Origin of the sequence: Clostridium algifaecis, assembly GCF_017874415.1 — a bacterium.
Classification (GTDB): domain Bacteria; phylum Bacillota; class Clostridia; order Clostridiales; family Clostridiaceae; genus Clostridium_B; species Clostridium_B algifaecis.
Genome location: NZ_JAGGLM010000025.1, coordinates 1 through 25,533 on the forward strand (window position 1 = coordinate 1; position 25,533 = coordinate 25,533).

A 25,533-nucleotide genomic window follows, 5' to 3' on the forward strand; every position below is an offset into this window, starting at 1 on the left:
AATAACGCGGCTATGGCCGCTTTTTTACCGTCAAAAATATTATTTCTTATTTTGGGTACAGTATTAATGGAACAATTCTCTATTATTAATTTTTTCTAAAAAAATAGAGATATGAAATGTTATATTTAAAAATATAAAAAGGAGCTGTGATCTAATTGTTTAAAACTGTCTACTATAAATGGAGCATATCATCCTATACTAGTGGTTTATTATTTTGCTAGCTCGTTGAATTATTTGATTTTAATTTTATCTGTGCAATAATTAATATTACTATTGGTAAGATTACTTGAAACGGAATAGCATAATACATATATATATTATTAGCCCAATAAAACATTTCCATAGTATTACTATATAGTATTTGTGATAAATTTATCATAAGAAGCCCTATTGGAGCAGCAATTATCTCATAATTGTTTATATTGAAAATTTTAGCAGTGCCGACTGATGTTGCATACAAGCATACACTTACCTTAACAAATCCCATGAGTACAAATATCGATGCAACAATAATTTCAAATCTTCCAATAAAATCACTTATTTTAATCGTTCTTATGGATGTATATGGAGGAAAATATAAATCTGTAGTTGTTTGAACTCCTAGAACAATTACATTGTTCATAGAAGATAATAAAAGATATATACCACTTATTAATAGTCCTGCAAGAAATACCTTGAATATTTTCTTTTTATTTCTCAGTGAATGAAAAACTGTAGTAAAAATAACCGACTCAGTAAATGGAAAAGAAAAAGAAGATAATGTTCCTAATAAAACTTGTTTTGTATCATTATACAATATGGGTTTTAAATTTATAAAGTGGGCATTAGTATAGAGAAGAGCTATAATAATTACTGTAATCACAATAATTAAAGGTAAAAAAAACATGGCTAAACGGCCCAATACTTCAATTCCAGATTTTACAACCCAAATGCACAATAAGCCAAGAGAAATAGCAAAAATAGATTGAGGCGTTTCGGGAAATGAAACAATATTTACAAATTCTGAAAAAGTTCTTATTACTAAAGCTCCAAGGTGAAATATATACCAGATAAATAATGCTGAAATTATTTTACCAATTTTTTTACCAAATACATACTGGAAAATATCATATAGATCTTTTCCCGGGAAATTATTAAGCAACTTTGAATAAACAACAATCATAGGTAATGATATAATTATTCCTAGTGCAATAGATATCCAAGCATCTTGTTTTGCATTTTTAGCAACTCCTAGCACGATGGAAGTACCAATTAAGAACATAGTCATTATACATATTCCTTGAGAATTAGATATTACTTGTTTATTCACATGTTCCCTCCTTTCAATCAACCTTACAATTTGAATATAAATTCAATGATATTTTTTATAGGTACTGCTGGGCTAGGTACTTTAATATGAAAGACAGACAATACATCAAGTACAAAAGAGAATATTATAAAAATTGTATAAACAATAAAGACCTTCCAATTTTTCATGTTAATTATTGGGATAAGATCATATATAATAAAAAGTGTGATTATAAATAAATATAAGGCTAATAACATTATATTTTACATTCCTTTTTTAATAGTTTTTGAATCAATTCCGCTGTTTCTAAGCTGAATTTCAACATTTATATTTACATGCATGTTTCTGAAGGTGTCATCCCATTTATCCTTAACATCACTCCAAGCTGAAGGTATATCAGATTTTATATGTTTGGCAAATCCGAAAATATCTGCGTCATACTTATTTTGAACCTTATTAATTGTATTTCCTATCGATACTTTTAGTGATTCTTCAGCTGCTTGTTTAAGGCTTTTGCATCCACTTTCCTGAATAAAATCTTTACTTTCATCGATTTCTGCTATTGATGCATCTACTCTAATATTCATATTGATACTGAGTTTTCCATCTTTATATATGGGTTTTATTTTTGTTTTGCTTTCAAATACTTCTAAAGTTACCTTGGCCATCTGATCACCATGCAAAATTTTTTCGACCAATAGTCCTTTATCAATCTGATTAGTTGCAAAAAGAAAATATTTTGACTCCTCTGTATTTAAAGATCCAACAAGTTTATCTGATTTAAACACGGCTGTACCAATTAATTCTACAGTTTGCTTATCATCACTTGTCTTTATATCGCAAAGTGGTAGAACTGGTGATACATCATTTTCTTCAATATTATTGATGAGTTCATAAACTCTAACTATAGGTGCATTTGCAAGTGTTTTCTGATTTTCTACTATTTTATCAATTTCAAAACACCTTAAATTTGAGGTTATAGGCTTATTCTGTAGTATTTCTTTTGCTGTGTTTTTATTTGAAATTAATACATGCATTTCCTCTCTTATTTCAGCATCTCTGTAAGGTAAATCAAGTGCTTGAGTAATACCTTCTTCTGCTATATCCTTACTTATAATAAAAATTTTTGCATGACCCCAATATAACCTCTTACCAGTAATATTTATCATATTTCTTATTGCATCAAATATAGTATTTCCCTTGGATTCAATGATATTCGTTACTGCTTTAGATCCATTTCCTGACATTCGAAAATCCAGAACTTCTGCATTTACTATATACTTATTATTCTTTTTATCTTTATCCAGCGAAAATCCTGTTACAAGTGAATACTTTTCAATATCTGTATAATTCCAACAACCAGATAATATTACTGGAAGTAAGAACAATAGTAAAATAAGAAGTATTCTTCTTTTGATTTTCAATTTTTCTTACCTCCAGTTGATTGCCTTATTAAATTATTAGTAGCAATGAATTTTGGACGGTATTTCATATAAAACCATGGTGCTCTTATAGCCGTATCTTTTAAATCTTCAGGCTTTAATGTCATGAGACCGAGCATAAAAGGTACTCCAAAAGAACGCATTTTAAATAAATGAATCATTAAACCTATGATTCCAAATACAAAACCATATAGTCCCAATATAGAAGAAAGTATTAATAATATTATTCTTAATAAAATGGAAGCTCCTTTAACTTTTGGAATTGCAAGCCCTGTTATTCCTGTAAGTGCTATGACGATTATCATTGGTGCACTTACAAATCTTGCATCTACTGCTGCCTGCCCTAATACCAATGCACCAACTATGCTAAAAGCCTGCCCAATTTGATTTGGCATTCGCACACCAGCTTCCCTGAGAATTTCAAATACAATCAACAATCCAAAAGCTTCTACCGTAGTTGGAAATGGTATGTCTTGTCTTGCTGCAGATATACTTATAGCTAATGGTGTTGGTATTGTTTCAATGTGAAATGTAGTTAATGCTACAAAAAGTGAAGGCAAACTTATAGTTATTATAAAACTCAGTATTCTTAGTAATCTGCTTATTGAAGCAAAATAGAAATTAATATAATAATCTTCGTTAGCCTGAAAAAGTTCAATAAAAATGTGTGGAAGAGTTAATGCAACAGGATTACCATCTATTATGATTGCAATGCGCCCCTCCAATAATTTTGCTGCAACAATATCTGGTCTTTCAGTGCTGCCTATTGTCTTAAATGGCGAAAAAGGTTCATCATTAATAAACTCTTGTATATAGTTAGAAGCTAGAATACCATCGATATCAATCTTGTCTAGTCTTTTATTTAACTCATTAAGTATTTTGTTATTGACGATACCATCTATATAACATAAGCAAATTTTTGTTTTTGTTTGTGTACCTAATACTCTAAATTTAAACTTTAAGTTAGGAGTTAACAACTTTCTTCTTATCATCGAAATATTCATCATAAGAGATTCTGTAAATCCTTCTCTTGGCCCTCGTAATGCTTTTTCCCCTTCTGGTTCTTTAATATCTCTAGTTTTCCACCCAATGGTACTTATAATTAAAGCTTTTGATTCGCCTTCTAAAAAAAGAACTGTATTGCCATTTAATATTGATTCACTGATTTTATTAACATCATTACTCTTATTAGCATCATTTGAAAAGATTACATGACTTAAAATATTTTCAATATTATTATTTTCTTCGCTTAAATATCTACTTTCAATTATTGGCTTTATGATATTTGTGTTTATTGTTTCACCATCTATCATTTCTTGAAAAAAAATTATACAACATTTAATATTATTGTTTTTTTGGTTCTCGAAATATCTTACAATAAGTGTCTCATCATCATTAAAAATCTCTTTAATTAGACTTATATTTGACTGAAGAGAATTACTAAGTATGTAATTTTCCGTATAGCTTTTGTTCTCAATTTTCTTATTAGCTTTCATGATTTTATTACGCATATTCATAGTAGACCACCTTAATATACAACTTTATAATATTATTTATCAAAGTTATCCGTAATATGTGTATTTTGCAATAATATAATACAAAAATATAACATTCCACTTACTAACCTCAATCTTTGTATTTATTATAAGGCTCCTTCTTTCATAACATGATATTATTATTACCTTATGCAGCAACTTTGATCCTTTATTTATTTTAAGAATTTTTTCAATATACCAATTTTACATATAAAAATGCCAGGATACAAAAGGTGGTAGTATCCTGACATCAAAAATCTTTTAATGTATTATTTTAGAATTTTTTCTAACTTCACAAACAATACATTTATAAATGAATATATATCAATCTTATTATACATAAGTATCTTTTTTATAGTTATCTATTCGTATTATTGATCTGGATTTACTATTAACTATTGAATCAAATTTCATTTTATAATTGAGATACTATTCTAAACTTTTATCATATAAAGTATATATTTTAATTTCCTTGTTACTTTTAATAATTGCCCAATTATTTTGATGCCTGTCAGGATTTTCAATTAAAAAATCAAATATTTTATTCTATCACTTATTAATTATAGATATAATAATTTTATCAAATATCTTATCTGGTATAATCCTTTTCAAAATCAACAAAGCTTTCGCATCTTTGCCTATAGTATACCTTGCTTTAGCTTTCCTTGAAAAAATTGCTCTTTGTATAGTTTTAGCTACAACAATAGGTTGTAATCCTACTATACCTTTTGCCTTTTCAAGCATTTTAATATGTGATGTTATACTGTCTTTGTATGCAGAATGTTTTGAAACAGATTTAAAATGTTCTATTGCTACACTTATCCATTCACTTATTACACTTCCAGGTCTAATAAGAATAACATCAATTCCAAACTCTTTTACTTCCATCCTTAAACTATCACTTAATCCCTCAACAGCATATTTTATAGCATGATACCATGAAGCATGTGGTTCTCCAAAAAAACCTCCACTTGAAGAAATATTAATTATCTTCCCACTATGCTGTTTTCTCATTTGAGGTAAAACTAATTGTATCAGTCTTGCCATTCCAAAAACATTCACTTGAAATTGATGTCTTGCCTCTGATATTGAAACATCTTCAAGTGCTCCCAATGAACCATAGCCAGCGCTATTTATAAGTACATCTAATTTATTTTCTTTTCTCAGTATCTCATTTATAGCACTTGTCATACTTTCATCATCTGTTAAATCCATTGATAATAATTTCACATCATAAGTTCGTAAATCATCCATTTTTTCAATTCTACGCGCAGCTCCATATACAACATGTCCCTTCGACGATAATAGCCTTGCTGTTTCTTTTCCTATACCAGATGATGCTCCAGTAATCAAAATTACCATCTATTATTACCTCCTAATTACAATAATAAAGTAATCAACTGAACTTCAATTACTCTATTACTATTTTAAATACAATTGAAATCTTTTTACTCTATATAGATTTTTGCTTCCAAAGTAGATTGCATTGTTTAGAAACAATACAGCCAATGCTTGTTAATATAATGGGAATAAGATAATTAACTAATTTTAAATTAATTTGAATAAAAAACCAGCAACAGTTGATCCAAAGAAAAAACCGAGAAATGTCATAGTCTGTAATATACCATTTGCTGCACCACAATTTTCTTTCGAGACTAATTTGTTCATTTCAGATGGTATCCCTGCAGTAAGGCACATAAATCCTGATAGACTCAGAATGGTTCCTATTGTCGTAAATGCAAGCAGTATTAAAATAAATAAACCAAAACATAAAAACCTCTATCACTTAAAGCTGTCGTAAATTTCATTGCAAATATGCCACCTATGATAGCTGGCAAAAATACCATCCACATATTGCTTGCACCAATCGTATTCTTCAGTATTGTAGGTACAATCATAAAAAGTTCTGAATTCTGATAATTTATGATAAAACCACAAAGTGATACAAGTAAAACCTGTTTTGAACGAGCAGAAACTTCATCTGTTTTCTTAACCCAATAGTTTTAGCATCTGCATCAGGATGTGTCTGCTCTTTTGTAAGGTATAGTATCATTAAAAATGAACAGGCACTCAGCACAGTACACCCTATGAACAATACTTTACTGAAATAATCTTATAGAGCAGTGGTCCCACTACAAATGCAATAACTGCACAGATAGCCACAATCACTCCGGCAATTCCCATTGCACTACTTTTTTTGTCATTTTCGATGTCATCACCAATCCATGAATAAGCAATTGTCATAACAGCACCACTACCTTGCAGTGCACGGGCTACAATAAGCATATAGATCTCGATTCCTTGATAGGGCAGACCAGAAACTTTTTGTAAAAATTTTTTGCTGTTTGCAGAAAGCTGTATTGATAAATTTTTAACTTCTTTTTGAACTGAAGCATGGTGTTTTGGATCTGCCAAAACATTTATAATGGCAATTAATTCTACTATGTTTGAATATAATATACTAACTTTAGGATTTTCAATATTTGAAGTCACTTCTAATGACATTTCACATCAACGCCTTACGTTTAAATTAATATGATTGTAGCTTTAAGTAAAAAATGTTTCAATACTTCTACTTTATGCTAATATAAAATTAAGTATATATGTAATTTAGCAACAAATTTTTAGAATTTTTACTGATAAGCACTTTTAGAGGAGTGGAGTATTGAGAAATGAGTAGAGAATTATGTATATCAGATGCCAGATATAAGTTATCTTCTAAAGATATGATTAAAAATGTTGAAACTACAGATAATAAAACAATTTATTACTATAATGAGAATTATATTCAAGGAAAAACAGTTCAATATGAAATATTTGATGGTGTATGGATTGTATACGATGATGTAGTGATTAAGACATCCGAGCAACTGTTCCCTGTAGAAGAAACAGGATTAATCGAAATGAATTATTGTATTTCAGGAAGATATGAATTTAATTTTTTAAACCACAAAGTATTTTATATGGGAACAGGAGATTTTGTAGCAGCACTTTCAAATAATGAATGTCATAAATATAATTTCCCATTAAGCAATTATAAAGGTATTTCAATTATTACCAATTCCAAAAGTTTGGATGGTTTTCTTAAAACCATATTTCATGATACTGATATTACTAGTAATTTATTAGTAAGTAAAATGAGACAGTACAGTAAGTATAAGTATATAATTTTATTAAATAATAGCATTGTACAAAATATAATAAAAGAAATTATTTTACCAGATAATATATTTTGGAAAGAAGAGTCAATTCTTAAATTTGCGGAGCTTGTTTTACTGTTAATTAATGATGATATAGAAGCAGTTAAAGTTAGAGAAAAGTATTTTGACAGGCACCTTGTAGACAAGGTAAAAATGAGAAAAAAGAAAACGAGTCCTTTTAAGAGATTGTTGTCATTTGCATCTGAATGCAAATGTAAAATGACATCTTCGGTACTTTTGGCGGTACTTGGTGTTGCCTGCGGTATGATACCTTATTTTGCTATTGCAGAAATTACTGTAGAAATTGTAAATGAAAATTATACTTTTAATGAACTTGCTTCCATAACGCTTATTGCATTAGCAGGTTATACTGGAAAGGTGGTTTTAACTGCCATATCTACGTCACTGTCTCATAGTGCAGCATATGCGATACTTGGAAACATACGCAGAAAGCTGACTTTAAAACTTTCAAAAGTTCCGCTTGGTTATGTACTTAAGACTTCATCAGGTGAGTTAAAGACAATAATGATAGATACAGTGGAAAAGCTGGAAGAGCCACTTGCACATATTATTCCTGAGATGATATCAAATCTATTAATTCCAGTATGCGTACTTGTCTATTTGTTTTATCTGGATATACACATTGCAATAATTTCACTCATAACTATCCCCATAGGAATGATTTTGTATAAAATCATCATGAAGAAATACGTATACTATTACAAGAAGTATGTTGCAGCTGGAAATGTGATGAATTCAACTGTAGTATAATATGTAAATGGTATTGAAGCAATTAAGGCTTTCAATCAATCTGCTGCTTCTTATGAAATATACTAACGCTGTAAATAATAATTGCAGTGCAGTGACTTCGTTTTTCAAAAATACCTTGTTATTATATACTGCGATCATGTATATTACTCCCGAAGCCATGCTTTTTGTACTACCTGCAGGATTGTATTTCTATATGAATGGAACACTTACACTTGCACATTTTATTACATGTATAATATTGTCTTTTGGACTTTTGTCACCATTGATACAGGCAATGACATACACGGATGGTATTGCTTCTATGGGAACTATTATTAATTAGGTATGTGAAATACTGGATTCAGATGAGTTAAAACGTCCAGTAGAATACCAAAAATTACAGGATTACAAGATAAGATTTAAAGATGTAACTTTGGGCTATAATAATACGGAAGTTTTGCACGGCATATCTTTTGAAACAATTCCACATGGAATGACTGCAATTGTAGGGCCTTCAGGTTCAGGCAAATCAACTGTTGCAAAGCTTCTGGCAAATTTTTGGGATGTTAAAAGCGGAAGCATAACTATAGGCAGCGTAGATGTAAAAAATATTCCACTAAAAAGAGATAAGTGATATTATTTCCTATGTATCTCAGGAAAATTTTCTATTTAATATGTCCATAAAGGAAAACATACGTATAGGTAAAAAAGGCGCCTCACATGAAGATTTAATTAAGGAAGATGATGTTTATAGTAAATTTATAGATGTTCGAAAAAAAGCAATTGGATGGAGTATTGGCTAGAATGAAAGTATAGAGTACAAATAACAAATTTTTTATTTAATTTGAATAGTTTACTTTTATGTTATGTGTATGTATATTTATATGTATGAAACGCTAGAAGAATTAAGAGATAGCTTAAACATAATGGTAGATCCAAATGAATATACAAGAGAAGAACTATTAAAAATAAGTGTTCAATTGGACAATCTAATTGTATTTTATTACAAATCGCCAAAGAATAAAGTCTAATTTTATAATAAAACATATTTTCAATTACAATTAATTTTTTTTTACATATTATGCAGGAAAAATTAAACTATTGTAGAATATATATAAAATATAATCTAATTAATTACAAAGTATTTAATTACAAAAATATAATTTTATAGGAGGTTGTCAAAATGAAAATTTCTAAGAATTATTTACTAAAAAAAGCTATGAAAATGGTAGGTTCTTTATCATTACTTTTAGCAGCATTGGTTATAGTACCAACATCAACACTGGGTGGATATCAGCCAAAATGTCCTGATGAGCTTTTAAAGTAATACAGCTAAAGTATTTTTCGCAGAGATTATAAAAGAAAAGCGTTATAAAAAGAACTAGAAACATAAGTACTTATTATGATCTCTGTGAAAAACTTGGGAATAAAGGAGACAACATATGAATGCTCTAAGGGAAATAATATTGGATTGTATTGAATCCCTTCTTCTTTTAGGGATTTTTGAAGCATTGTACAACAAAAAAAAATTTATAGTAAAAAACAAATTGAGATCAATTTTATTTTGCATAATATTTGTTTTTGCAACTTACTGGAGTACATTTAATCTGCCTAATGCATATCATTCATTATTTATATCGGTATTTGATATTTTATTATTAGCTTGTATTACAAGAATAAAAATATTTACTTCAGCAATTATACTTTCTGTATTTATTATAATGCTTTCTGTTACAGAATATTCTACTCAAACCGTTGAGATGTTCTTGTTTAATATAAATTTAGATCAAATTTTTTTAAATCCAAAATACTTGGCAACTTTTTTAATAATTTCTAAAATGTTACAGATACTTATTGTATTACTGCTTTTTAAATTTAGTAAATATTTTGCTAAATTTAAATTATTTCAACAAAAAAGTATTCTTTTTTCTAATTTGATAATTCAAGCTGGAATATTAAGTCTTTTTATATTTAGTATCAATTACGGTATTTTTAATATAAAGAATGCTAAGATATTTAATATACTTATTTTTATTTTATATTTTATACTTTTAGTAATGGGATTTAAAGAATTAAAAGAATGGGAAAAAGTTATAAATATAGAATCCAGTTATAAAGTTCAAGAACATCAAATTAAAAATATGGAAGAAATAATAAGCATAATTAGACAAGAAAAACATGATTTTGCCAATCATGTTAATGTTATATGGGGTTTATGTCTGTTAAATAAACCAAATACTGTTGAAAGGATAAAAAATTATGTAACTGGAATTTCAGATAACATACATTCAGCATTTAAATTTTTTAATACTGGAAATGAATATTTAGATGGATTATTATCTATAAAAAATAATTATGCTATGAAAAATAATATAGATTTTAATATCACAATTGATGAACCATTTAGCTCAATTAAAATTAAAGAAAATGAATTAATAAGTATTATCAGTAATCTTGTAGATAATGCATTTGAAGCATTTCAACTTAAAGCTAACATTGAAAATAAAAAAATATCTGTTAATACTTTTATTAAGGATGAAAATTTTTACGTTAAAATATCTAACAATGGAGATATGATTCCTCAAAATATTAAAAGTAAAATCTTCGATAAAGGTTTTTCTACAAAAACTAAAAAATCAAGTGATCATGGATTTGGTCTATATATTACTAAACAATTAATTGAACAAAACAAGGGGTGTATAACTTTAGAAAGTACCTCAGAAAAGACTAAATTTTTGATCAAATTTGAAATAAAGGAGACAGATATATGAATAAACTTATATCTTGTTTAGTTGAAAAAATTTCTGAATCCAATCCCCAATTTTCAAATTTAGAATTAAAAAAAATGGAATATGGATTACTTTGTACTTTTGATGAGATTACAAAGTTTGTTCCATATTTTTTTATATTTTGGCTGTTCTCTCTTCAAAAATATTATCTGGTTACTCTTATGTTTTTTTGTCCTATAAGGTTATTTTCAGGCGGATATCATGCAAACACTTACTGGGGATGTTTTTTTATTAGTTTTATTATATTTGGAATAATTATTATATTAGGTAAATACATATTAATTGCTAAGAACCTCTTAATAATATTAGCAATTGCTTCTCTTGTACTTATTTGTATTTTTTCTCCTGTAGATAATATTAACAAAAGAATAAAAAGCCAAGAGCGAAGAATAAAGCTCAAACACTTTTCTATATTAATTACCTTATTATTATGTATATCCTGTTACTTTATTCCAAGCAAGTTCTTAAATACTTCTGTAATCTCAATTGTTAGTGCAACAATAATGATGATGGTTGGAAAAATAGATATATAAATATAAAAATATATAAATTTATTTAAAATTCGTAAAACAGAAGGCAGATTCTAAAAAGAATCCGCCCTGTTTTTATCTTTTACTTTTAAATATATTGTTTTGTTTTTAAATACAGCTTTAAAATTGTTTACTCTAATTTTAGAAAAATCCATGTGTCCAAAAAATTTCAGCATTTGAGAAAACGACTTTTGAATCAATATATGCTCAACTATTCTAAACTTTTTAGTATTAAGTACAGTTCTTGAAAATCATTTATATTATTACTAATAGTGAAACATTATACAGAATGATATAATCTGCAAACAAATAGTACTTTGTTGGAACATAATTTATATTAGAGTGATGGTGGTACAAATGAGGAATATTCCCAACTTAATTACAATAACAATAATATTAGGAACAACGGTTTTGATGTTTATAAAATCATTTTCAGAACTATTGTTTATCATATATTTTATATGTGGTATCAGTAATGTTGTACCCAAAATAAGAAATAATATTATAAACATTTTTACCATAAAAGAAAAAGTAACTCACTTCTTGTTAAAATCTTGATTTTTATTTGATATTCTTCTTTTGTAAACAAAAAAGGAGTGTCAATTATGCAAACAGATTATTTATTAGAAACTAAAAAATTAGCGAAAATATTTAAAAAGGAATACGCTGTAGATGAGCCTACTAACGGACTAGACCCCATTGGCATTAAAGATTTGCGAAGATTAATAAAATCTTTTCCAGAAGAAGGAATGACCGTAATTATATCCAGTCACATTTTAGCCGAAGTAGAACAAGTTATAGACTATGTTGGAATTATGAGTCATGGTATTTTAGGTTATCAGAGTAAAATCAATCCAGGTGAAGATTTGGAAGCTTTATTTATGGATGTTGCAGAAAATTTAAAAACAAAAAGAACTATGCTTCGTAAAATGTTAATTTTTATGCCCATATTATGCGTGGTACTTGCATCTATTGGAAATCGTGATATTTATTTTGAACTTGATAATCATATGCCAAAAGGAGTAATATGGTACATTGATTATGCCTCAATGAAACGTGCTTTTATGAATATTATTATAAACGCACTTGAACATACTCCAGATAAAGCATCATTAAATTTAGATGTATCCTTGAAAAATAATTTAGCTTCTTTTGTAATTACTGACTCCGGAAAAGGATTTTGTTCCGAATCATTAAAAAAAGCTACAGAATTATTTTATACTGATAATAAAAGTCGAAGTCAAACAGGTCATTATGGCATTGGATTATCTTTTGCAGATAAAATAATTAAGGCTCATAATGGTACTCTTCGTATACAAAACAATCAGATACAGGCGGTGGACAGGTTGTAATTCTATTGCCTGTAGAGTTAAATGATTAATAATTTTTTGACGTATTTTTTAAAATGTAGTATTATAAGTACTCGGAGACAATAAGAAGTGTTCCTTGCCTAACCACTTCTTAAAATAATAAAACAAGGGGGAATTAATATGATTCGCTATAGTACTGTTACAGAAAAAAATCAAAGAGAAATTATACTTTTAAAATCTTCTCCATGTATCTGGGGTAAGTGTTCTTTTTGCGACTATATTGATGACAATGATTCAGATTTAAAAAAAGACATTTCTCTAAACAAAAGAATTTTAAAAAAAATTACAGGCAAGTATAAAACTCTCGAGGTAATAAACTCAGGAAGCTGTTTTGAACTTCCAAAAGAAACTCTAAATGATATCAAATCAGTAGTAATTTCTAAGGACATTAAAAAACTATTTTTTGAAAGTCACTGGATATATAGGGACAAACTATCTGAAATAGAAACCTTCTTTAATATTCCAATAATATTTAAGTGTGGAATCGAAACTTTTGACAATGATTTTAGAAACAAAATTTTAAACAAAGGTGCTATATTTAAAAATCCTTTAGAAGTATCAAAATATTTTAAGTCTGTATGCCTTTTAGTAGGAATAAAAGGTCAAACTAAAGAAATGATAAAAAATGATATTGATTATTTACTTAAATACTTTGAATACGGATGTGTAAATATATTTGTAGAAAACTCTACAAATATAAAAAGAGATGAAAATTTAATACATTGGTTTCACAAAAATTTTTCTTTTTTAGAGAAAGAAAAAAATATAGAAGTTCTTTGGAATAATACTGATTTTGGAGTTGGTGGTGATTCGTATGAAATTTAGTATTAAATTTATAACAAAAACAGCAATAACAGCAGCAATATATGCAGTAGCTACAATGGCCATAGCTCCCTTAAGTTATGGTGCAATTCAATTTAGATTTTCTGAGATTATGACTTTGCTTGCTTATATAGATCCTGTATATATACCAGGTCTCGTTCTTGGATGTGCATTATCAAATTTATATAGTCCACTTGGTATTATAGACTTACTGGTAGGTACATTTGCTACCCTTTTAAGTGTAATTATGGTAAGCAAAACAAAAAATTTATTTTTAGCTTCCCTATGGCCTACTATAAATTGTGTATTTGTAGGTGCAGAATTATTCTTTGTACTACATCAGCCTTTTTGGATTTCTACCATATATGTAGCTCTTGGTGAATTTGTAGTAGTGTCCTGCATAGGTTATCCCTTATTTAAATTTTTACTTCATAGAGAAGATGTAATTAAAATACTAAAATATTAGGAAAAAGAGAATATACTTTAATTTCTAAAGTATATTCTCTTCATTTTTTAAAACTATACCAGCATCTTTTGCAGTCATAGGCTTTCCAAAATAATATCCTTGAATCTTATTACAATTTTTTATCTTCAGTGACCTAAACTGTTCTTCAATTTCAACTCCTTCTGCTATTACATCCAATTTCATCTTGTGGGCCAGATCTATTATCTGCTCAGTTATTATATTTTCATATGAGTTTTTACATATTCCATCTATAAAAGTCTTATCAATCTTAATAGTGTTTATTGGTATACTTTTCAGATAATTCAGGGATGAATATCCACTTCCAAAATCATCTAGTGCTACCCTTATTCCCATCTTTTTTAGCTCATCGATTATTTTTAAATTTTTCTCTAAAGATTCCATTACAACACTTTCGGTTATTTCAATCTCAATTAGCTTAGGGTCCGCACCAGTTTCCTTAAATATACTTTTCACCATATCTATAAAATTATTTTTCCTAAGCTGAACAGTTGAAACATTTATTGATATAAAATCATAGTCATATCCTTCATTTTTCCACTTTATGCTTTGCTCGCATGCCTCTCTAAATACCCATTCCCCTATTGGTACTATTAAGCTTGTTTCTTCCGCTAAACTTATAAATTCACCTGGCATAACCCATCCTAATTTAGGACTGTTCCATCTAATTAAAGCCTCAAAGCTGACTATCCTGTGCAACTGTATATCCATTTGTGGTTGATAATATAATACAAACTCTTCATTTTTTAGTGCCTTTCTAATTTCTTTTTCTAGTTGGCTTTTTTTTAAAATATCATCATACATAGACTTTTTAAAAACTTTATAGGAATTTCTTTCTCCACATTTAGACTTATTTAAAGCTATGTCCGAATTTCTGTATATATCTAATATATCTGTACCATCATCCGGATATACACTTATACCTATATTTACCGATATAGGAACTTCATTTCCATTTAAATACCATATGCCATTTAAGTTATCTAATAAAATTTCAGCTTCTTCATTTAAACTTTTAGAGTCATCCTTAGTTTTAAAAACTAAAAACTCTTTTCCACCAACTCTAGCAACTATTCCATTTTCATAATATAACTTTTTTACTTCATTCCCTATTTTCGTCAAAAGCTTATCTCCATATTCATAACCATATATATCATTTACATTCTTAAAATCATTCATTTCAACATAAAATAAAATAAATGTTTTTTCTGGATTTAAATTTATCTGTCTTTCCATTTCATGTTTTAAATAATTACGGTTTGGGAGATTAGTAAGTTCATCATAGTATGCAATCTTTTTTACATTATTATAATCATCAGTTAATTTATTGAAGTTTTCAATTAATTTTAAATTACTATTAATATCTTTAATATGATTGCTTATCATATTCTCAATTAAACTAGATGTATTACACATAATCTTTATTATTTCAGTAATTTTTTCATTAGAATAAACAGGAATATCTTTTATAAAATTTGAAGATTTTAAACTATTTAAAAAATCCGAATCAGGTTCTTTATAAAATATAGCACTAGTAAAAATTGTAATAAAAGATTCTTTTTCTACATATATAGGTAGACCTATATACATTAATCCACTTTTACTTTTAGCTATTCCATATTTCTTCTTGTTCTTGATTTGTTTAATTATGTACTTATCATAATCATCAAATCTAAACCTAATTAATTCATTATTATATTTAGGAAATAAGTTAATAATCTTTTCATTATGCTCTATCAGACATATTATACCTGTTAAGTCATAAAAATTTTTAATTAAAGCCTTAAATTTAGGTAAATCAATAAATTCTGAGAATTTGAATTCCATATTTACACCAACTCTCATTTATATAATTAAATATCTGTTTGAAATATTTTTTCCAATTAGAGTATTATATCTTAAAATTCATATTACTTAATATCCATATTTCTAAATATTTCTCTTAGTGAAAAACCTTCTTCTTTATCAGTATATTTATTATAATCTTCCTCTAAATTTCCTGCTGCATCTTTTATACTCAAAGATAATCTTTTTCTATTTTTATCTATATTAAGTATTTTTACGCTTACAGCATCACCAATTTTAACCACGTCTGTAGGTTTTGCAATATTTTCATTAGACATCTCAGAAATATGTACTAGTCCCTCTATTCCATACTCTATCTGTACAAAAGCACCTATATCTATTAATTTTACTACTTTACCTCTAACAATATCTCCTATACTATATTTTTTATCAATTTCATCCCATGGATTATCTTGAACATCTTTAAGAGAAAGTGAAACCTTTGACTTTTCTCTATCTACATTAAGCACATATACTTCTACTTCATCGCCTACTGAAACTACATCTCCAGGATTTTTAACTCTATTCCATGAAAGTTCAGATATATGTATAAGTCCATCTATTCCTCCCAAATCTACGAAAGCACCGAACTTAGTAAGTTTATCTACTTTTCCCTTTACTTTTTGGCCAGCTTTTATAATGTTTAAAAACTTTTTTCTTTTTCTTTCGATTTCTATTTTTTCTACTTCTTTTCTTGATAAAATAACTCTATTCTTTTCTTCATCAAATTCTATTATCTTTACTTCTAAATCTTTACCCACAAATTCCTTTAAATCATCTACATATTTTGCAGAAAGCTGTGATGCCGGTATAAATGCTCTAATGTCATTTAAATAAGCTATTACTCCACCCTTTACTATTTCATTTACTGTAACTTTAATATATGTACCATTTTCGAAATTACTTTTTAATTTATTCCATCGTAGAATTTTATCAGCTTCAATTTTTGATAAAAGTACGTTTCCATCTTCATCTCTCATTTTTAATACATACACATCTATTTCATCATTTATTTCAAATATATCTTTTATATTTAAATTACAAGCCTTAGTTATTTCAGACTTTTTAACTATTCCATCAGTTATATATCCAATATTAACTATTATTTCTTTGTCTGTTATAGAAATTACTTTGCCTTTTACTACGTCTCCAACTTTAACATTAGTCATAGAAGAATCTATATCATCAATGACATCTTGCATTAAATTAAGTTCATTATCATGTTCCATATATTTCACCTCTTACTCAATAATTCTATAAATATATTCTACCACAAATATTATCCATAAAATAGCTTATAATAATAGAAATATATATACCAAATATATATTTCTATCATTATATACATATTTTATATATAATTGATTAAATTGGAGTTAATTTTTTAACAACTATAAACTTTAGCTGTTATGCTTAAGTTCACTATATGATTTATGACCTGGAATTGAATCCGCATTTCTTACCGCTCTTAAGATAGCCTTTTCTACAACTTCTGCTGCCAAAAATCCAAATACATTTATATCTGCTTCTATCTTTCCTGTAGCCATAGTAAAAATAGTATCACCATCAAATATAGAATGAGCTGGTCTCATAGTTCTAGCATAACCATTGTGGGCCATAGAAGCAACTTTATTCATTTGTGATTTTGTAAACTTTCCATTAGTAACTACAACTCCAATAGTCGTGTTTCCACTGAATAAATTTTTCTTTTCATTATACCTTTCAAGCATTACTTTCTGTGTATCTACAAATGATTTTCCATCTTCTTTAAGTGCACCAGCTATTATTTCTCCAGTGCTCGGATCAACTATATCTCCAAGGCAGTTTACTGCAATAACTGCTCCAACTTTTAAGTCTCCTACCTGAACAGCAAAAGTTCCAAGTCCACCCTTCATAGAATGTTCAAGACCAAGTATTTTACCAATAGTAGCACCAGTTCCAGCTCCTATATTTCCATTTTTACATATATTTAACTCAGAATTTTTACAGGCTTCATAGCCCATATCTTTATTAGGCCTTATCCTATAATCCCCTACAATTAAATCAAACAAAACCGCACTGCAAACTATAGGAACCTTTGTAACTGTTACATCAAATCCAATTTTTCTTTCTTCAAGATACTCCATTACGCCTCCTGATGCATCAAGTCCAAAAGCACTCCCACCAGATAGTACAACTGCATGAATTTTATCTACAAAATTAACAGGATTTAAGAGATCCGTCTCTCTTGTTCCCGGTGAACCACCCCTCACATCAACTCCTGCAGATGCACCTTCTTTACAAATCACAACAGTACATCCTGTTTGTCCCTCTAAGCTTTGGGCATTTCCTATATTTATCCCATCTATACTGCTAAAAGAAATTTCTTTCATATGTATACCTTCTTTTATATTTTCTAATTTTCAAATTTTTAAATATTTTATACAAAAACCCTAAGCTTTAACTTAGGGTTAATTTACATTATTTGTGTCTTATTTTAACTACTGCAGTTACAACGGCGGCTGTAATAATTACAGATAATATAGCCTCAGGAATACCATTTATAACTCCTACCGTAATTATTCCATTTCGTGCTGCAGATACACTTATATTCAAAGCCTTAGCATATGGTTTTAAATATATAATAAAAATAGCTCCTAAAACACCTACAGTATTTACAATAGATCCAACAGCTGCAGCTGCCATTATAGGTATCACTTTCTTATTAGTTTTTATTGCAGAATAAACATAATAAGATGCTACTCCAATTAATATTCTTGGCAAAACAGATACTATCGGATTCATAAATACAAATGAAACTGGTGTTGGCGTTGTAATTGACTGGATTATACTGAACACTCCAAATATAAGTCCAACAAGTCCACCTACTAAAGGTCCTTCAAGAATTGCTCCTATTATAACAGGTATATGCATTATAGTAGCTTTAACTGGTGGAATTGGTATAAAACCAAGTCCAGTGATTCCTAGTACAATTGAAATAGCAGACAACATACCTATTATTGTAAGCTGTCTAACCCCAATCTTAGATTTAAAATTTCTTGTTTTCTCCATAATCTTTTCTCCGCTATTATTCCATAAAGGATATAATTCGGAACCTCCTTTTTTTATAATTAGTTCAGTTTTATATTAAATACTGACATTTTTATTTTATCACATTTAATTATATTTTCAATAAAAATTAGTTAAAAAAAGCACAATCATATTATCTTTTTATAGGAAATCCTTCTTTAAAGTATTTTTTAGGATATAGCAAATCTATTACTTTTTCCATACTACAATTTCCATTTTCCATAAATATATCTGGTATTCCTTTAAGGGACACTCTTACATTTTGAATATCAAACATATTACAAATATTTTTTATACATTGTACCGTAGATTTATTTTGACTGTTATTTATATAATTTATTATATCCTTACCTTCAAGCCACTTTTCGCTTCCAATATAATTTTTATCATGATTTATAACTGTGCATTTTAGATTTTTTTTGTCGTTTGCAGCTATAGAAGACATAAAAAAAGTTTTTACCATAATGTCATCCATAGGTAAGCTATATCCTAAAAACACTATATGTTTTGCATTTTTCATAAGTAAGCCCATTTCCATTTTAATTTCGTAAAGAGACAATATATTAGTGTCTTTCTCTAGTGTCTGCATTATAATAGGCATATCATATGGATAAGTTATCTGCCCACAATAAGGACATTCTATAGCTCCACGCTTATACATTTTTTCTTTTTCTGTTTTATAATTCCAATTTTTTTGAAGTTCTTTCAAAATTGATGGTCCAAACGCTTCTGTAGATAACCTGCTGCAATTTTCTGAAAAACTTAATATTGATTTTCCACATTCAGGACAAATTCTAGAACCAAACATACCATGTGGAAATAATAGTTTCCCCTCTCTAAGTATTCTAGATGGATAATTATCATCATTTACCCCTTTACATGTGGATTCATCAATTCCATAATATATTTCAGAATCGTTACTATTCCTTCTATCAATAGCTACCTGTGTGCCAAAATCATTAAATAGTTGTAATGTTATCCCATCGTGCAGTTCTATTTTTTTTATATTTTCTTCTTTATGTGCATTATATAAATTCCAAAGTAAAACAGGATCCCAATTAAAAGATATTATTCCATAAGAATATAAATAAAATTTTCTTGTATCCCTTTTATATCCTCTTTTATCAAATTCCTTTGCTTCTTCTACCATAAGCTGTGTTAAAATTTTCGAAAGTTTAAAATATGGTTCGATTTTTGACTTATCAAAATATCCAGGTTTATCCTGAACACTAATTCTTTCAAGTTCTTCAATAATTAATACAAGACATCGCTTTGCACCTCGAATCCTTTCAACCCTTAAAAATTTTGCCTTTCCTTCAAAAAATGCATTAAAACCCTTATTATTATTTATAAGCTGATCCATCATTGTAAATAGATCATGTATATTAAATTTGGTATTAGTATTCATTATAATTTCAAGAGCCTTTAAATCATATATTTCAGCTAATTTTTCATCTTCTACCAAATCATAAGTTATTAATTTTTTAAAATACTTTGCTAAATGTTTATCTTTTCCCTTTAAAAAAGAAAAGTCATTTTGAATTGTTTTAAAAACTAATTCTATTAATTCGCTGGTTGCATGAAGTCCTAGAGATTTAGTAGCTCCTGCACCCCACAATATAATAGTTTCAGGCCAATATTTTTCAGGCATATTATTTTCTTCCCTTCTTAATATCTAATGTATATACTTATTTTACATTTAATAAAAAACTGGATGACATTAGCCACCCAGTTTTTTATTAATTTTTATACTTTATTGCCTTGTTACTTTAAGTTACTTTCATATGACTCTATCATTTTTTTTACCATCTGTCCGCCTACAGATCCGGCTTCCCTTGATGTTATATCTCCATTGTAACCATCTTTTAAATTAACTCCAACTTCTTTAGCTGCTTCTGTTTTAAATCTATCCAGACCTGCCTTTGCCTCTGGAACTAATACTCTATTTCCTTTATTTGACATAATTAATTCCTCCTTCGATTTCGACAGATTTTAAATTTAAATATTTAATTTGATTTGTGTTACATCTAAAGTTTGTGCATTTTTTGAATTTATAAACTATAAAATTAATTGAAAATTAACCATTTTTTGAATCAATAATAATATTTTGTTTTTACTAAAGTTGTTTTATAGCGCTTCTTTTTAAAGCTATATTTATAACATTAAATAAGCAAAAGCCTACTATAGTATTTACAACTGTTGCTGGTAAAACTACTGCAAAGAAAAGAGACCTAAAACTTGTACTAAGTCCAACTGTAAGTAAAACTGCTGTTAAAAATACAGATCCACTAACTATTGTTCCAATAGCAGTAGTTATTACTATATTTATCTGGTTGTTTATTCTATCTCTAAAAGGTTTTAAAACTAAAAACATTACATTTACTGTTACAAACTTGTCTATTACATTTGCAAGTTGTCCACCAGGGAATGTAGTAGTTGCTGCTGCTAATAATCCTGCTACTATACCTGCACAAAGGCATGTTTTGTATTCTTTATTAAATATAAGTATTATGAAAAGCATCGCAAGAGACATATCTGGCTTCATTCCAAACAAAAATGGTGGTACAATTTGATGTAACATTGCTCCTATAGCAAGTAATATGGAATTTATAATCATTTTTTTTAAATTCATAATAAACACTCTCCTAATTATTTTTTAATTATTCAGTCTTAATTTAATTTTCTTTAAATTATTAATATACATATTATTAGTACAATTCACTACATATAAATTATTGCAACTATTTCATAACATAGCATACACCACCTACATAAAAAATCTATATAACATAAAAAACCCATCCTAAAAAAATTAGGACGGGATATCCGCGGTACCACCTAAGTTGTGCTATATAAAGCACCTCTCAATTTCAGACACTAGCATGTCCTATCTGTTATAACGTACAGCCTACGGTAACTACTACTCTCTATAAGATTTCGTTTTACTCCTCAAAGGTCCATTCACTATTTGTTATTGTGCTTAGATTTCACCATCCTAAACTCTCTTCAACTAAACTAAATAGTTACTCTTCCTTGTCAAAGGATATTATAAATTATTTATATAATAACATTAAATTTATATATTGTCAACAAATTTATTTTTAGATACTTTCCACTTTTTCTTTGGTGTTAAATATTTTTTTGTAGCAATAATCTATTATGTCGCTTCTTTTTATAATTCCTATAAATATTTCATTATCATCAACTACAGGCACAAAATTTTGATTCACAGCAAGAGATATCAAATCTTTCATATCAGAATCAATGTGAACAGGCATATTATTCATATGTGTAGGTATGTCTTTTAAGAATACTTTACTTGTATTTTTGAAATTTAAATCAGGTGTATTTTTAAGTTTCCATAGTAAATCTCCCTCTGTTAAGGTTCCTACATATTTACCGCTCTTATCTATTAGAGGAACTGCTGTATACCTATGTCTTTCCATTCGCTCTAATGCCTGTCTCATAGTAGAATTAGGTGTTTCATAAATTACATCTTTTTTTGGTGTAAGAAAAAATGCTATATTCATATAGTTTAATTCTCCTTAATATTTTATGCTTTGTAATATATAACTATAATTTTAAATTTAGAGAAGCTTAAGCTTCCCTAAATTGTAGTTTTCTCTATTCAATAAATACTTATCTAGAACATTCAGCCTCAACCTGAAGTAATTTTTTAAGTACATCTTCTATATTATTCTCCAGTTCATCATCTATTTTTGTATTTCCCTGTGATACTGAATCTACAGCAATCTTTAATCCCTTTGTAATATTGCTTATTTCCTCTAATGTTAGTAACATGAGTATGTTCTCTTTCATAATTAAACAACCCCCTTCATCTAACTAAAATTAAATCTTAAATAAAAATATTGATTTTGAAAAACATATAAATCAATATTATATTTCAAAATACTCTAACACCTTGCTATAAAATCATAATATTCTTCTAGCATATATTTTGTGTATTTTTTCCTTCCCATAAGCCTAAATACTACATCTGATTTTTTATAACCTTCTTTATATAATTTATATTCTTTTAGAAGTTTTTTTAGCATACCTTTATTTATCTTAAGTAACTTTACTAATTCATCCAAAGTATAAAATTGTTTATTAAGTAATTTTTCAAGTCTGCCCTGCATTTCAAGTTTATACTCAAGATCAATTTTCCTATTTTTGTGAGGTCCATTAACTCCCCTATGATGTTCTGAACAAAGATATTTGAAATTTAATGGGAAATCAACCCCTCCTTGACTTCTATAAACTATATGATGTTTGTCAGCTAGTTTACCACAAATCTCACAATTCAGCAATAGTCGCCTCCTAATTTTAAAATTAAATTATATAAATAGTGCCTGTCTTTTATATTATCAATTATAAATACTTTAATTATATTATACAATAGATAAATGTTTATTTCCAAATTTTAATTAAACTATTTTTTATTATAATTTGCTTTGATTTTGGCAATGTGATATAATTTTTCGTATAAAAAATTTATAACTATCGGATGAAAGTAATTGGATTTATTAAAACTATTATTTGACGAAACTCTGGAGAGACTCTTTTTGAGCGCCGAAGGGGAAAACTAGAATCTAGTGAAACTCTCAGGTAAAAGGACGGAGACTTTATATAAAAATTGATTTTTCAGAGACTAATATCTTTTAGTCTCTTTTATTTTAATAATTAAGACAGGAGATGTAATAATGAAATCATTTATAACCGTACTTGGAAAAGACAAAGTTGGAATTATACACGAGGTAACATCTGTATTATCTGAAAACAGCATAAATATTTTAGACATAAATCAAACCCTTATGCATGAATATTTTACTATGATAATGCTAGTAGATATGTCTAAAATGACTACGGACTTTAAAGCTTTAAAAAATATACTTGAAGCCAAAGCAGCTGAACTTGATGTCTCCATTAAAATTCAACGTGAAAACATCTTTACTTCCATGCATCAAATTTAAAATTTATTTAATTGCATTAAAATTTAATTATTATCCGGAGGAAAAATGCTATGATTAATTCTAAGAATATAATGGAAACAATAAACATGATTGAGAAAGAAAATCTTGATATAAGAACAATTACCATGGGAATATCCCTATTAGACTGCATAGACAGCGATGGCAAAAAATGCAGGGACAAAGTTTATGATAAAATAACCAAATACGCTGAAAATTTAGTTAGAACTGCAGAAGAAATTGAAACAGAATATGGGATACCTATAATACATAAAAGAGTATCTGTAACGCCTATTTCACTTATCGCCCAGGCAAGTTCTGATACTAACTATGTAGAATTTGCAAAAACACTTGATAAAGCTACAAAAACTTTAGGCATAGATTTTATTGGAGGTTTTTCAGCTCTTGTACATAAAGGTTGTACCAAAGGAGATAAAATACTTATAAATTCGCTGCCTGAAGCTCTAGCTTCAACTGAAAAAGTATGTTCTTCTGTAAATGTAGGAAGTACAAAAGCAGGAATAAATATGAATGCAGTAAGGGATATGGGAGAAATAGTTAAGAAAACTGCCTATCTCACAAAAGATAATGAGAGTATAGGTTGTGCTAAACTTGTAATATTTGCAAACGCAGTTGAGGATAATCCCTTCATGGCAGGCGCATTCCACGGCATTGGTGAAGCTGATTCCATAATAAATGTAGGTGTAAGCGGACCTGGTGTTGTAAAATGTGCACTTGAAGAAGTAAAAGGTCAGAGTTTTAATGTGGTAGCAGAAACTATAAAAAAGACTGCTTTTAAAATAACAAGAATGGGTCAATTAGTTGCAGGAGAAGCTTCAAAAAGACTAGGAGTACCTTTTGGTATAGTAGATTTATCACTTGCTCCAACACCTGCTGTAGGTGATAGTGTGGCAAGAGTTCTAGAAGAAATCGGTCTTGAAAGCTGCGGATGCCCGGGAACTACCGCTGCCCTTGCTATGTTAAATGATGCTGTTAAAAAAGGTGGAATAATGGCAGCATCCCAGGTTGGAGGGCTAAGTGGTGCTTTCATTCCTGTAAGTGAAGATGAAGGCATGATAAATGCAGTAAATGCCGGTTCTCTTAATTTAGAAAAATTAGAAGCTATGACCTGTGTATGCTCTGTTGGTCTTGACATGATAGGAATACCAGGAGATACACCAGCATCAACAATATCTGCCATAATTGCAGATGAAGCTGCCATTGGAATGATAAACAACAAGACAACTGCTGTAAGGGTAATCCCTGTTTACGGTAAAAAGGTTGGAGATGAAGCAAACTTTGGAGGACTTCTTGGAATGGCTCCTATAATGCCTGTAAGTAAGTTTTCAAGTGAAGCTTTTATTAAAAGAGGTGGAAGAATACCTGCTCCAATTCACAGCTTTAAGAACTAAAAATATAGCCAGTTTACATTTCTCTAA

28 protein-coding genes, 1 pseudogene, 1 riboswitch and 1 other annotated feature are annotated in these 25,533 nt (G+C 28.3%); of the genes and pseudogenes, 14 read left to right on the forward strand and 15 right to left on the reverse strand.

Annotated elements, in window-relative coordinates; all coding sequences use genetic code 11:
- Nucleotides 1-217: 217 nt before the first annotated feature.
- The 5 genes from J2Z42_RS12650 to J2Z42_RS12670 form a co-directional block, all read right to left on the reverse strand.
- On the reverse strand, nt 218-1,309 hold the full coding sequence (locus tag J2Z42_RS12650; RefSeq protein WP_209703139.1) for a GerAB/ArcD/ProY family transporter: 1,092 nt from the start codon (nt 1,307-1,309) through the stop codon (nt 218-220).
- Between the two features lie 242 nt (nt 1,310-1,551).
- A complete protein-coding gene (locus J2Z42_RS12655; protein ID WP_209703140.1) occupies nt 1,552-2,712 on the reverse strand; it encodes a Ger(x)C family spore germination protein in 1,161 nt (386 codons plus the stop codon).
- Nucleotides 2,709-4,247 carry a spore germination protein gene (locus J2Z42_RS12660; RefSeq protein ID WP_342590030.1) on the reverse strand — a complete coding sequence of 513 codons (1,539 nt, stop codon included), beginning with the start codon at nt 4,245-4,247 and terminating at the stop codon, nt 2,709-2,711. Before J2Z42_RS12660 ends, J2Z42_RS12655 begins: the two co-directional genes overlap by 4 nt.
- A 567-nt stretch (nt 4,248-4,814) precedes the next feature.
- Complete coding sequence (locus tag J2Z42_RS12665) at nt 4,815-5,627, reverse strand: oxidoreductase (RefSeq protein ID WP_209703141.1); 813 nt, start codon at nt 5,625-5,627, stop codon at nt 4,815-4,817.
- A 723-nt stretch (nt 5,628-6,350) separates the two neighbouring features.
- A complete protein-coding gene (locus J2Z42_RS12670) occupies nt 6,351-6,770 on the reverse strand; it encodes a hypothetical protein (protein WP_209703142.1) in 420 nt (139 codons plus the stop codon).
- A gap of 167 nt (nt 6,771-6,937) precedes the next feature.
- On the opposite strand from J2Z42_RS12670, the gene J2Z42_RS12675 reads away from it, so the two are divergent.
- From J2Z42_RS12675 to J2Z42_RS12720, 12 genes and pseudogenes are all read left to right on the forward strand, one after another.
- Nucleotides 6,938-8,236 carry an ABC transporter transmembrane domain-containing protein gene (locus J2Z42_RS12675; RefSeq protein WP_209703143.1) on the forward strand — a complete coding sequence of 433 codons (1,299 nt, stop codon included), beginning with the start codon at nt 6,938-6,940 and terminating at the stop codon, nt 8,234-8,236.
- Between the two features lie 52 nt (nt 8,237-8,288).
- Entirely contained in the window at nt 8,289-8,558 is a 270-nt protein-coding gene (locus J2Z42_RS12680; RefSeq protein WP_209703144.1) for a hypothetical protein, read from the forward strand.
- A gap of 90 nt (nt 8,559-8,648) precedes the next feature.
- Nucleotides 8,649-8,849, forward strand: coding sequence for an ATP-binding cassette domain-containing protein (locus J2Z42_RS14720; protein ID WP_281063557.1), 201 nt, complete (start codon nt 8,649-8,651; stop codon nt 8,847-8,849).
- 40 nt (nt 8,850-8,889) lie between these two features.
- Nucleotides 8,890-9,018: a hypothetical protein gene (locus J2Z42_RS14725; protein WP_281063558.1), complete on the forward strand. Its 129-nt coding sequence runs from the start codon at nt 8,890-8,892 to the stop codon at nt 9,016-9,018.
- Nucleotides 9,019-9,099: 81 nt separating this feature from the next.
- Nucleotides 9,100-9,246, forward strand: a complete 147-nt coding sequence (locus J2Z42_RS12690; protein ID WP_245331618.1) for an aspartyl-phosphate phosphatase Spo0E family protein — start codon at nt 9,100-9,102, stop codon at nt 9,244-9,246.
- A 152-nt stretch (nt 9,247-9,398) separates the two neighbouring features.
- Nucleotides 9,399-9,542 (forward strand): AgrD family cyclic lactone autoinducer peptide, encoded by a 144-nt coding sequence (locus J2Z42_RS12695; RefSeq protein ID WP_209700844.1) that lies wholly within the window; start codon nt 9,399-9,401, stop codon nt 9,540-9,542.
- Between the two features lie 115 nt (nt 9,543-9,657).
- The gene (locus tag J2Z42_RS12700) at nt 9,658-10,986 is read left to right on the forward strand and encodes a sensor histidine kinase (protein ID WP_209703146.1); all 1,329 of its coding nucleotides are present in this window, start codon (nt 9,658-9,660) and stop codon (nt 10,984-10,986) included.
- Nucleotides 10,983-11,537 carry an accessory gene regulator B family protein gene (locus J2Z42_RS12705; protein WP_209703147.1) on the forward strand — a complete coding sequence of 185 codons (555 nt, stop codon included), beginning with the start codon at nt 10,983-10,985 and terminating at the stop codon, nt 11,535-11,537. Before J2Z42_RS12700 ends, J2Z42_RS12705 begins: the two co-directional genes overlap by 4 nt.
- Nucleotides 11,538-12,202: 665 nt before the next feature.
- A pseudogene (locus tag J2Z42_RS14555) lies at nt 12,203-12,448 on the forward strand (lantibiotic ABC transporter ATP-binding protein); the annotation flags it as partial.
- 150 nt (nt 12,449-12,598) lie between these two features.
- Complete coding sequence (locus J2Z42_RS14560; protein WP_245331622.1) at nt 12,599-12,886, forward strand: ATP-binding protein; 288 nt, start codon at nt 12,599-12,601, stop codon at nt 12,884-12,886.
- A gap of 138 nt (nt 12,887-13,024) precedes the next feature.
- Nucleotides 13,025-13,729 (forward strand): radical SAM protein, encoded by a 705-nt coding sequence (locus J2Z42_RS12715; RefSeq protein WP_209703148.1) that lies wholly within the window; start codon nt 13,025-13,027, stop codon nt 13,727-13,729.
- On the forward strand, nt 13,719-14,192 hold the full coding sequence (locus J2Z42_RS12720; protein WP_209703149.1) for a QueT transporter family protein: 474 nt from the start codon (nt 13,719-13,721) through the stop codon (nt 14,190-14,192). Before J2Z42_RS12715 ends, J2Z42_RS12720 begins: the two co-directional genes overlap by 11 nt.
- 24 nt (nt 14,193-14,216) lie before the next feature.
- Here the strand turns inward: J2Z42_RS12720 and J2Z42_RS12725 are convergent, their stop codons facing one another.
- The 10 genes from J2Z42_RS12725 to J2Z42_RS12770 all read right to left on the reverse strand — a co-directional run bounded on the left by J2Z42_RS12725 (nt 14,217) and on the right by J2Z42_RS12770 (nt 23,434).
- Nucleotides 14,217-16,037, reverse strand: a complete 1,821-nt coding sequence (locus J2Z42_RS12725) for an EAL domain-containing protein (RefSeq protein ID WP_209703150.1) — start codon at nt 16,035-16,037, stop codon at nt 14,217-14,219.
- 83 nt (nt 16,038-16,120) lie between these two features.
- Nucleotides 16,121-17,284, reverse strand: a complete 1,164-nt coding sequence (rpsA, locus tag J2Z42_RS12730) for a 30S ribosomal protein S1 (protein ID WP_209703151.1) — start codon at nt 17,282-17,284, stop codon at nt 16,121-16,123.
- A 171-nt stretch (nt 17,285-17,455) separates the two neighbouring features.
- A complete protein-coding gene (locus J2Z42_RS12735) occupies nt 17,456-18,427 on the reverse strand; it encodes a P1 family peptidase (RefSeq protein WP_209703152.1) in 972 nt (323 codons plus the stop codon).
- Nucleotides 18,428-18,515: 88 nt separating this feature from the next.
- Nucleotides 18,516-19,106: an ECF transporter S component gene (locus J2Z42_RS12740; RefSeq protein WP_209703153.1), complete on the reverse strand. Its 591-nt coding sequence runs from the start codon at nt 19,104-19,106 to the stop codon at nt 18,516-18,518.
- Nucleotides 19,107-19,257: 151 nt separating this feature from the next.
- Nucleotides 19,258-20,775: a hypothetical protein gene (locus J2Z42_RS12745; RefSeq protein WP_209703154.1), complete on the reverse strand. Its 1,518-nt coding sequence runs from the start codon at nt 20,773-20,775 to the stop codon at nt 19,258-19,260.
- A gap of 113 nt (nt 20,776-20,888) precedes the next feature.
- Complete coding sequence (locus J2Z42_RS12750; protein WP_209703155.1) at nt 20,889-21,086, reverse strand: alpha/beta-type small acid-soluble spore protein; 198 nt, start codon at nt 21,084-21,086, stop codon at nt 20,889-20,891.
- A 154-nt stretch (nt 21,087-21,240) separates the two neighbouring features.
- Nucleotides 21,241-21,756: a tryptophan transporter gene (locus tag J2Z42_RS12755; protein WP_209703156.1), complete on the reverse strand. Its 516-nt coding sequence runs from the start codon at nt 21,754-21,756 to the stop codon at nt 21,241-21,243.
- A gap of 178 nt (nt 21,757-21,934) precedes the next feature.
- Nucleotides 21,935-22,173: a binding site (T-box leader), on the reverse strand.
- A 52-nt stretch (nt 22,174-22,225) separates the two neighbouring features.
- On the reverse strand, nt 22,226-22,654 hold the full coding sequence (locus J2Z42_RS12760) for a CBS domain-containing protein (RefSeq protein ID WP_209703157.1): 429 nt from the start codon (nt 22,652-22,654) through the stop codon (nt 22,226-22,228).
- A 109-nt stretch (nt 22,655-22,763) separates the two neighbouring features.
- Nucleotides 22,764-22,943 (reverse strand): hypothetical protein, encoded by a 180-nt coding sequence (locus J2Z42_RS12765; RefSeq protein WP_209703158.1) that lies wholly within the window; start codon nt 22,941-22,943, stop codon nt 22,764-22,766.
- Nucleotides 22,944-23,038: 95 nt separating this feature from the next.
- Entirely contained in the window at nt 23,039-23,434 is a 396-nt protein-coding gene (locus tag J2Z42_RS12770) for an HNH endonuclease (RefSeq protein ID WP_209703159.1), read from the reverse strand.
- A 230-nt stretch (nt 23,435-23,664) separates the two neighbouring features.
- Nucleotides 23,665-23,754: riboswitch (glycine riboswitch) on the forward strand.
- 73 nt (nt 23,755-23,827) lie between these two features.
- Between J2Z42_RS12770 and J2Z42_RS12775 the strand changes: the two genes are divergently transcribed.
- Complete coding sequence (locus J2Z42_RS12775; RefSeq protein WP_209703160.1) at nt 23,828-24,097, forward strand: ACT domain-containing protein; 270 nt, start codon at nt 23,828-23,830, stop codon at nt 24,095-24,097.
- 50 nt (nt 24,098-24,147) lie between these two features.
- On the forward strand, nt 24,148-25,506 hold the full coding sequence (locus J2Z42_RS12780; RefSeq protein WP_209703161.1) for a PFL family protein: 1,359 nt from the start codon (nt 24,148-24,150) through the stop codon (nt 25,504-25,506).
- Nucleotides 25,507-25,533 lie beyond the last annotated feature (27 nt).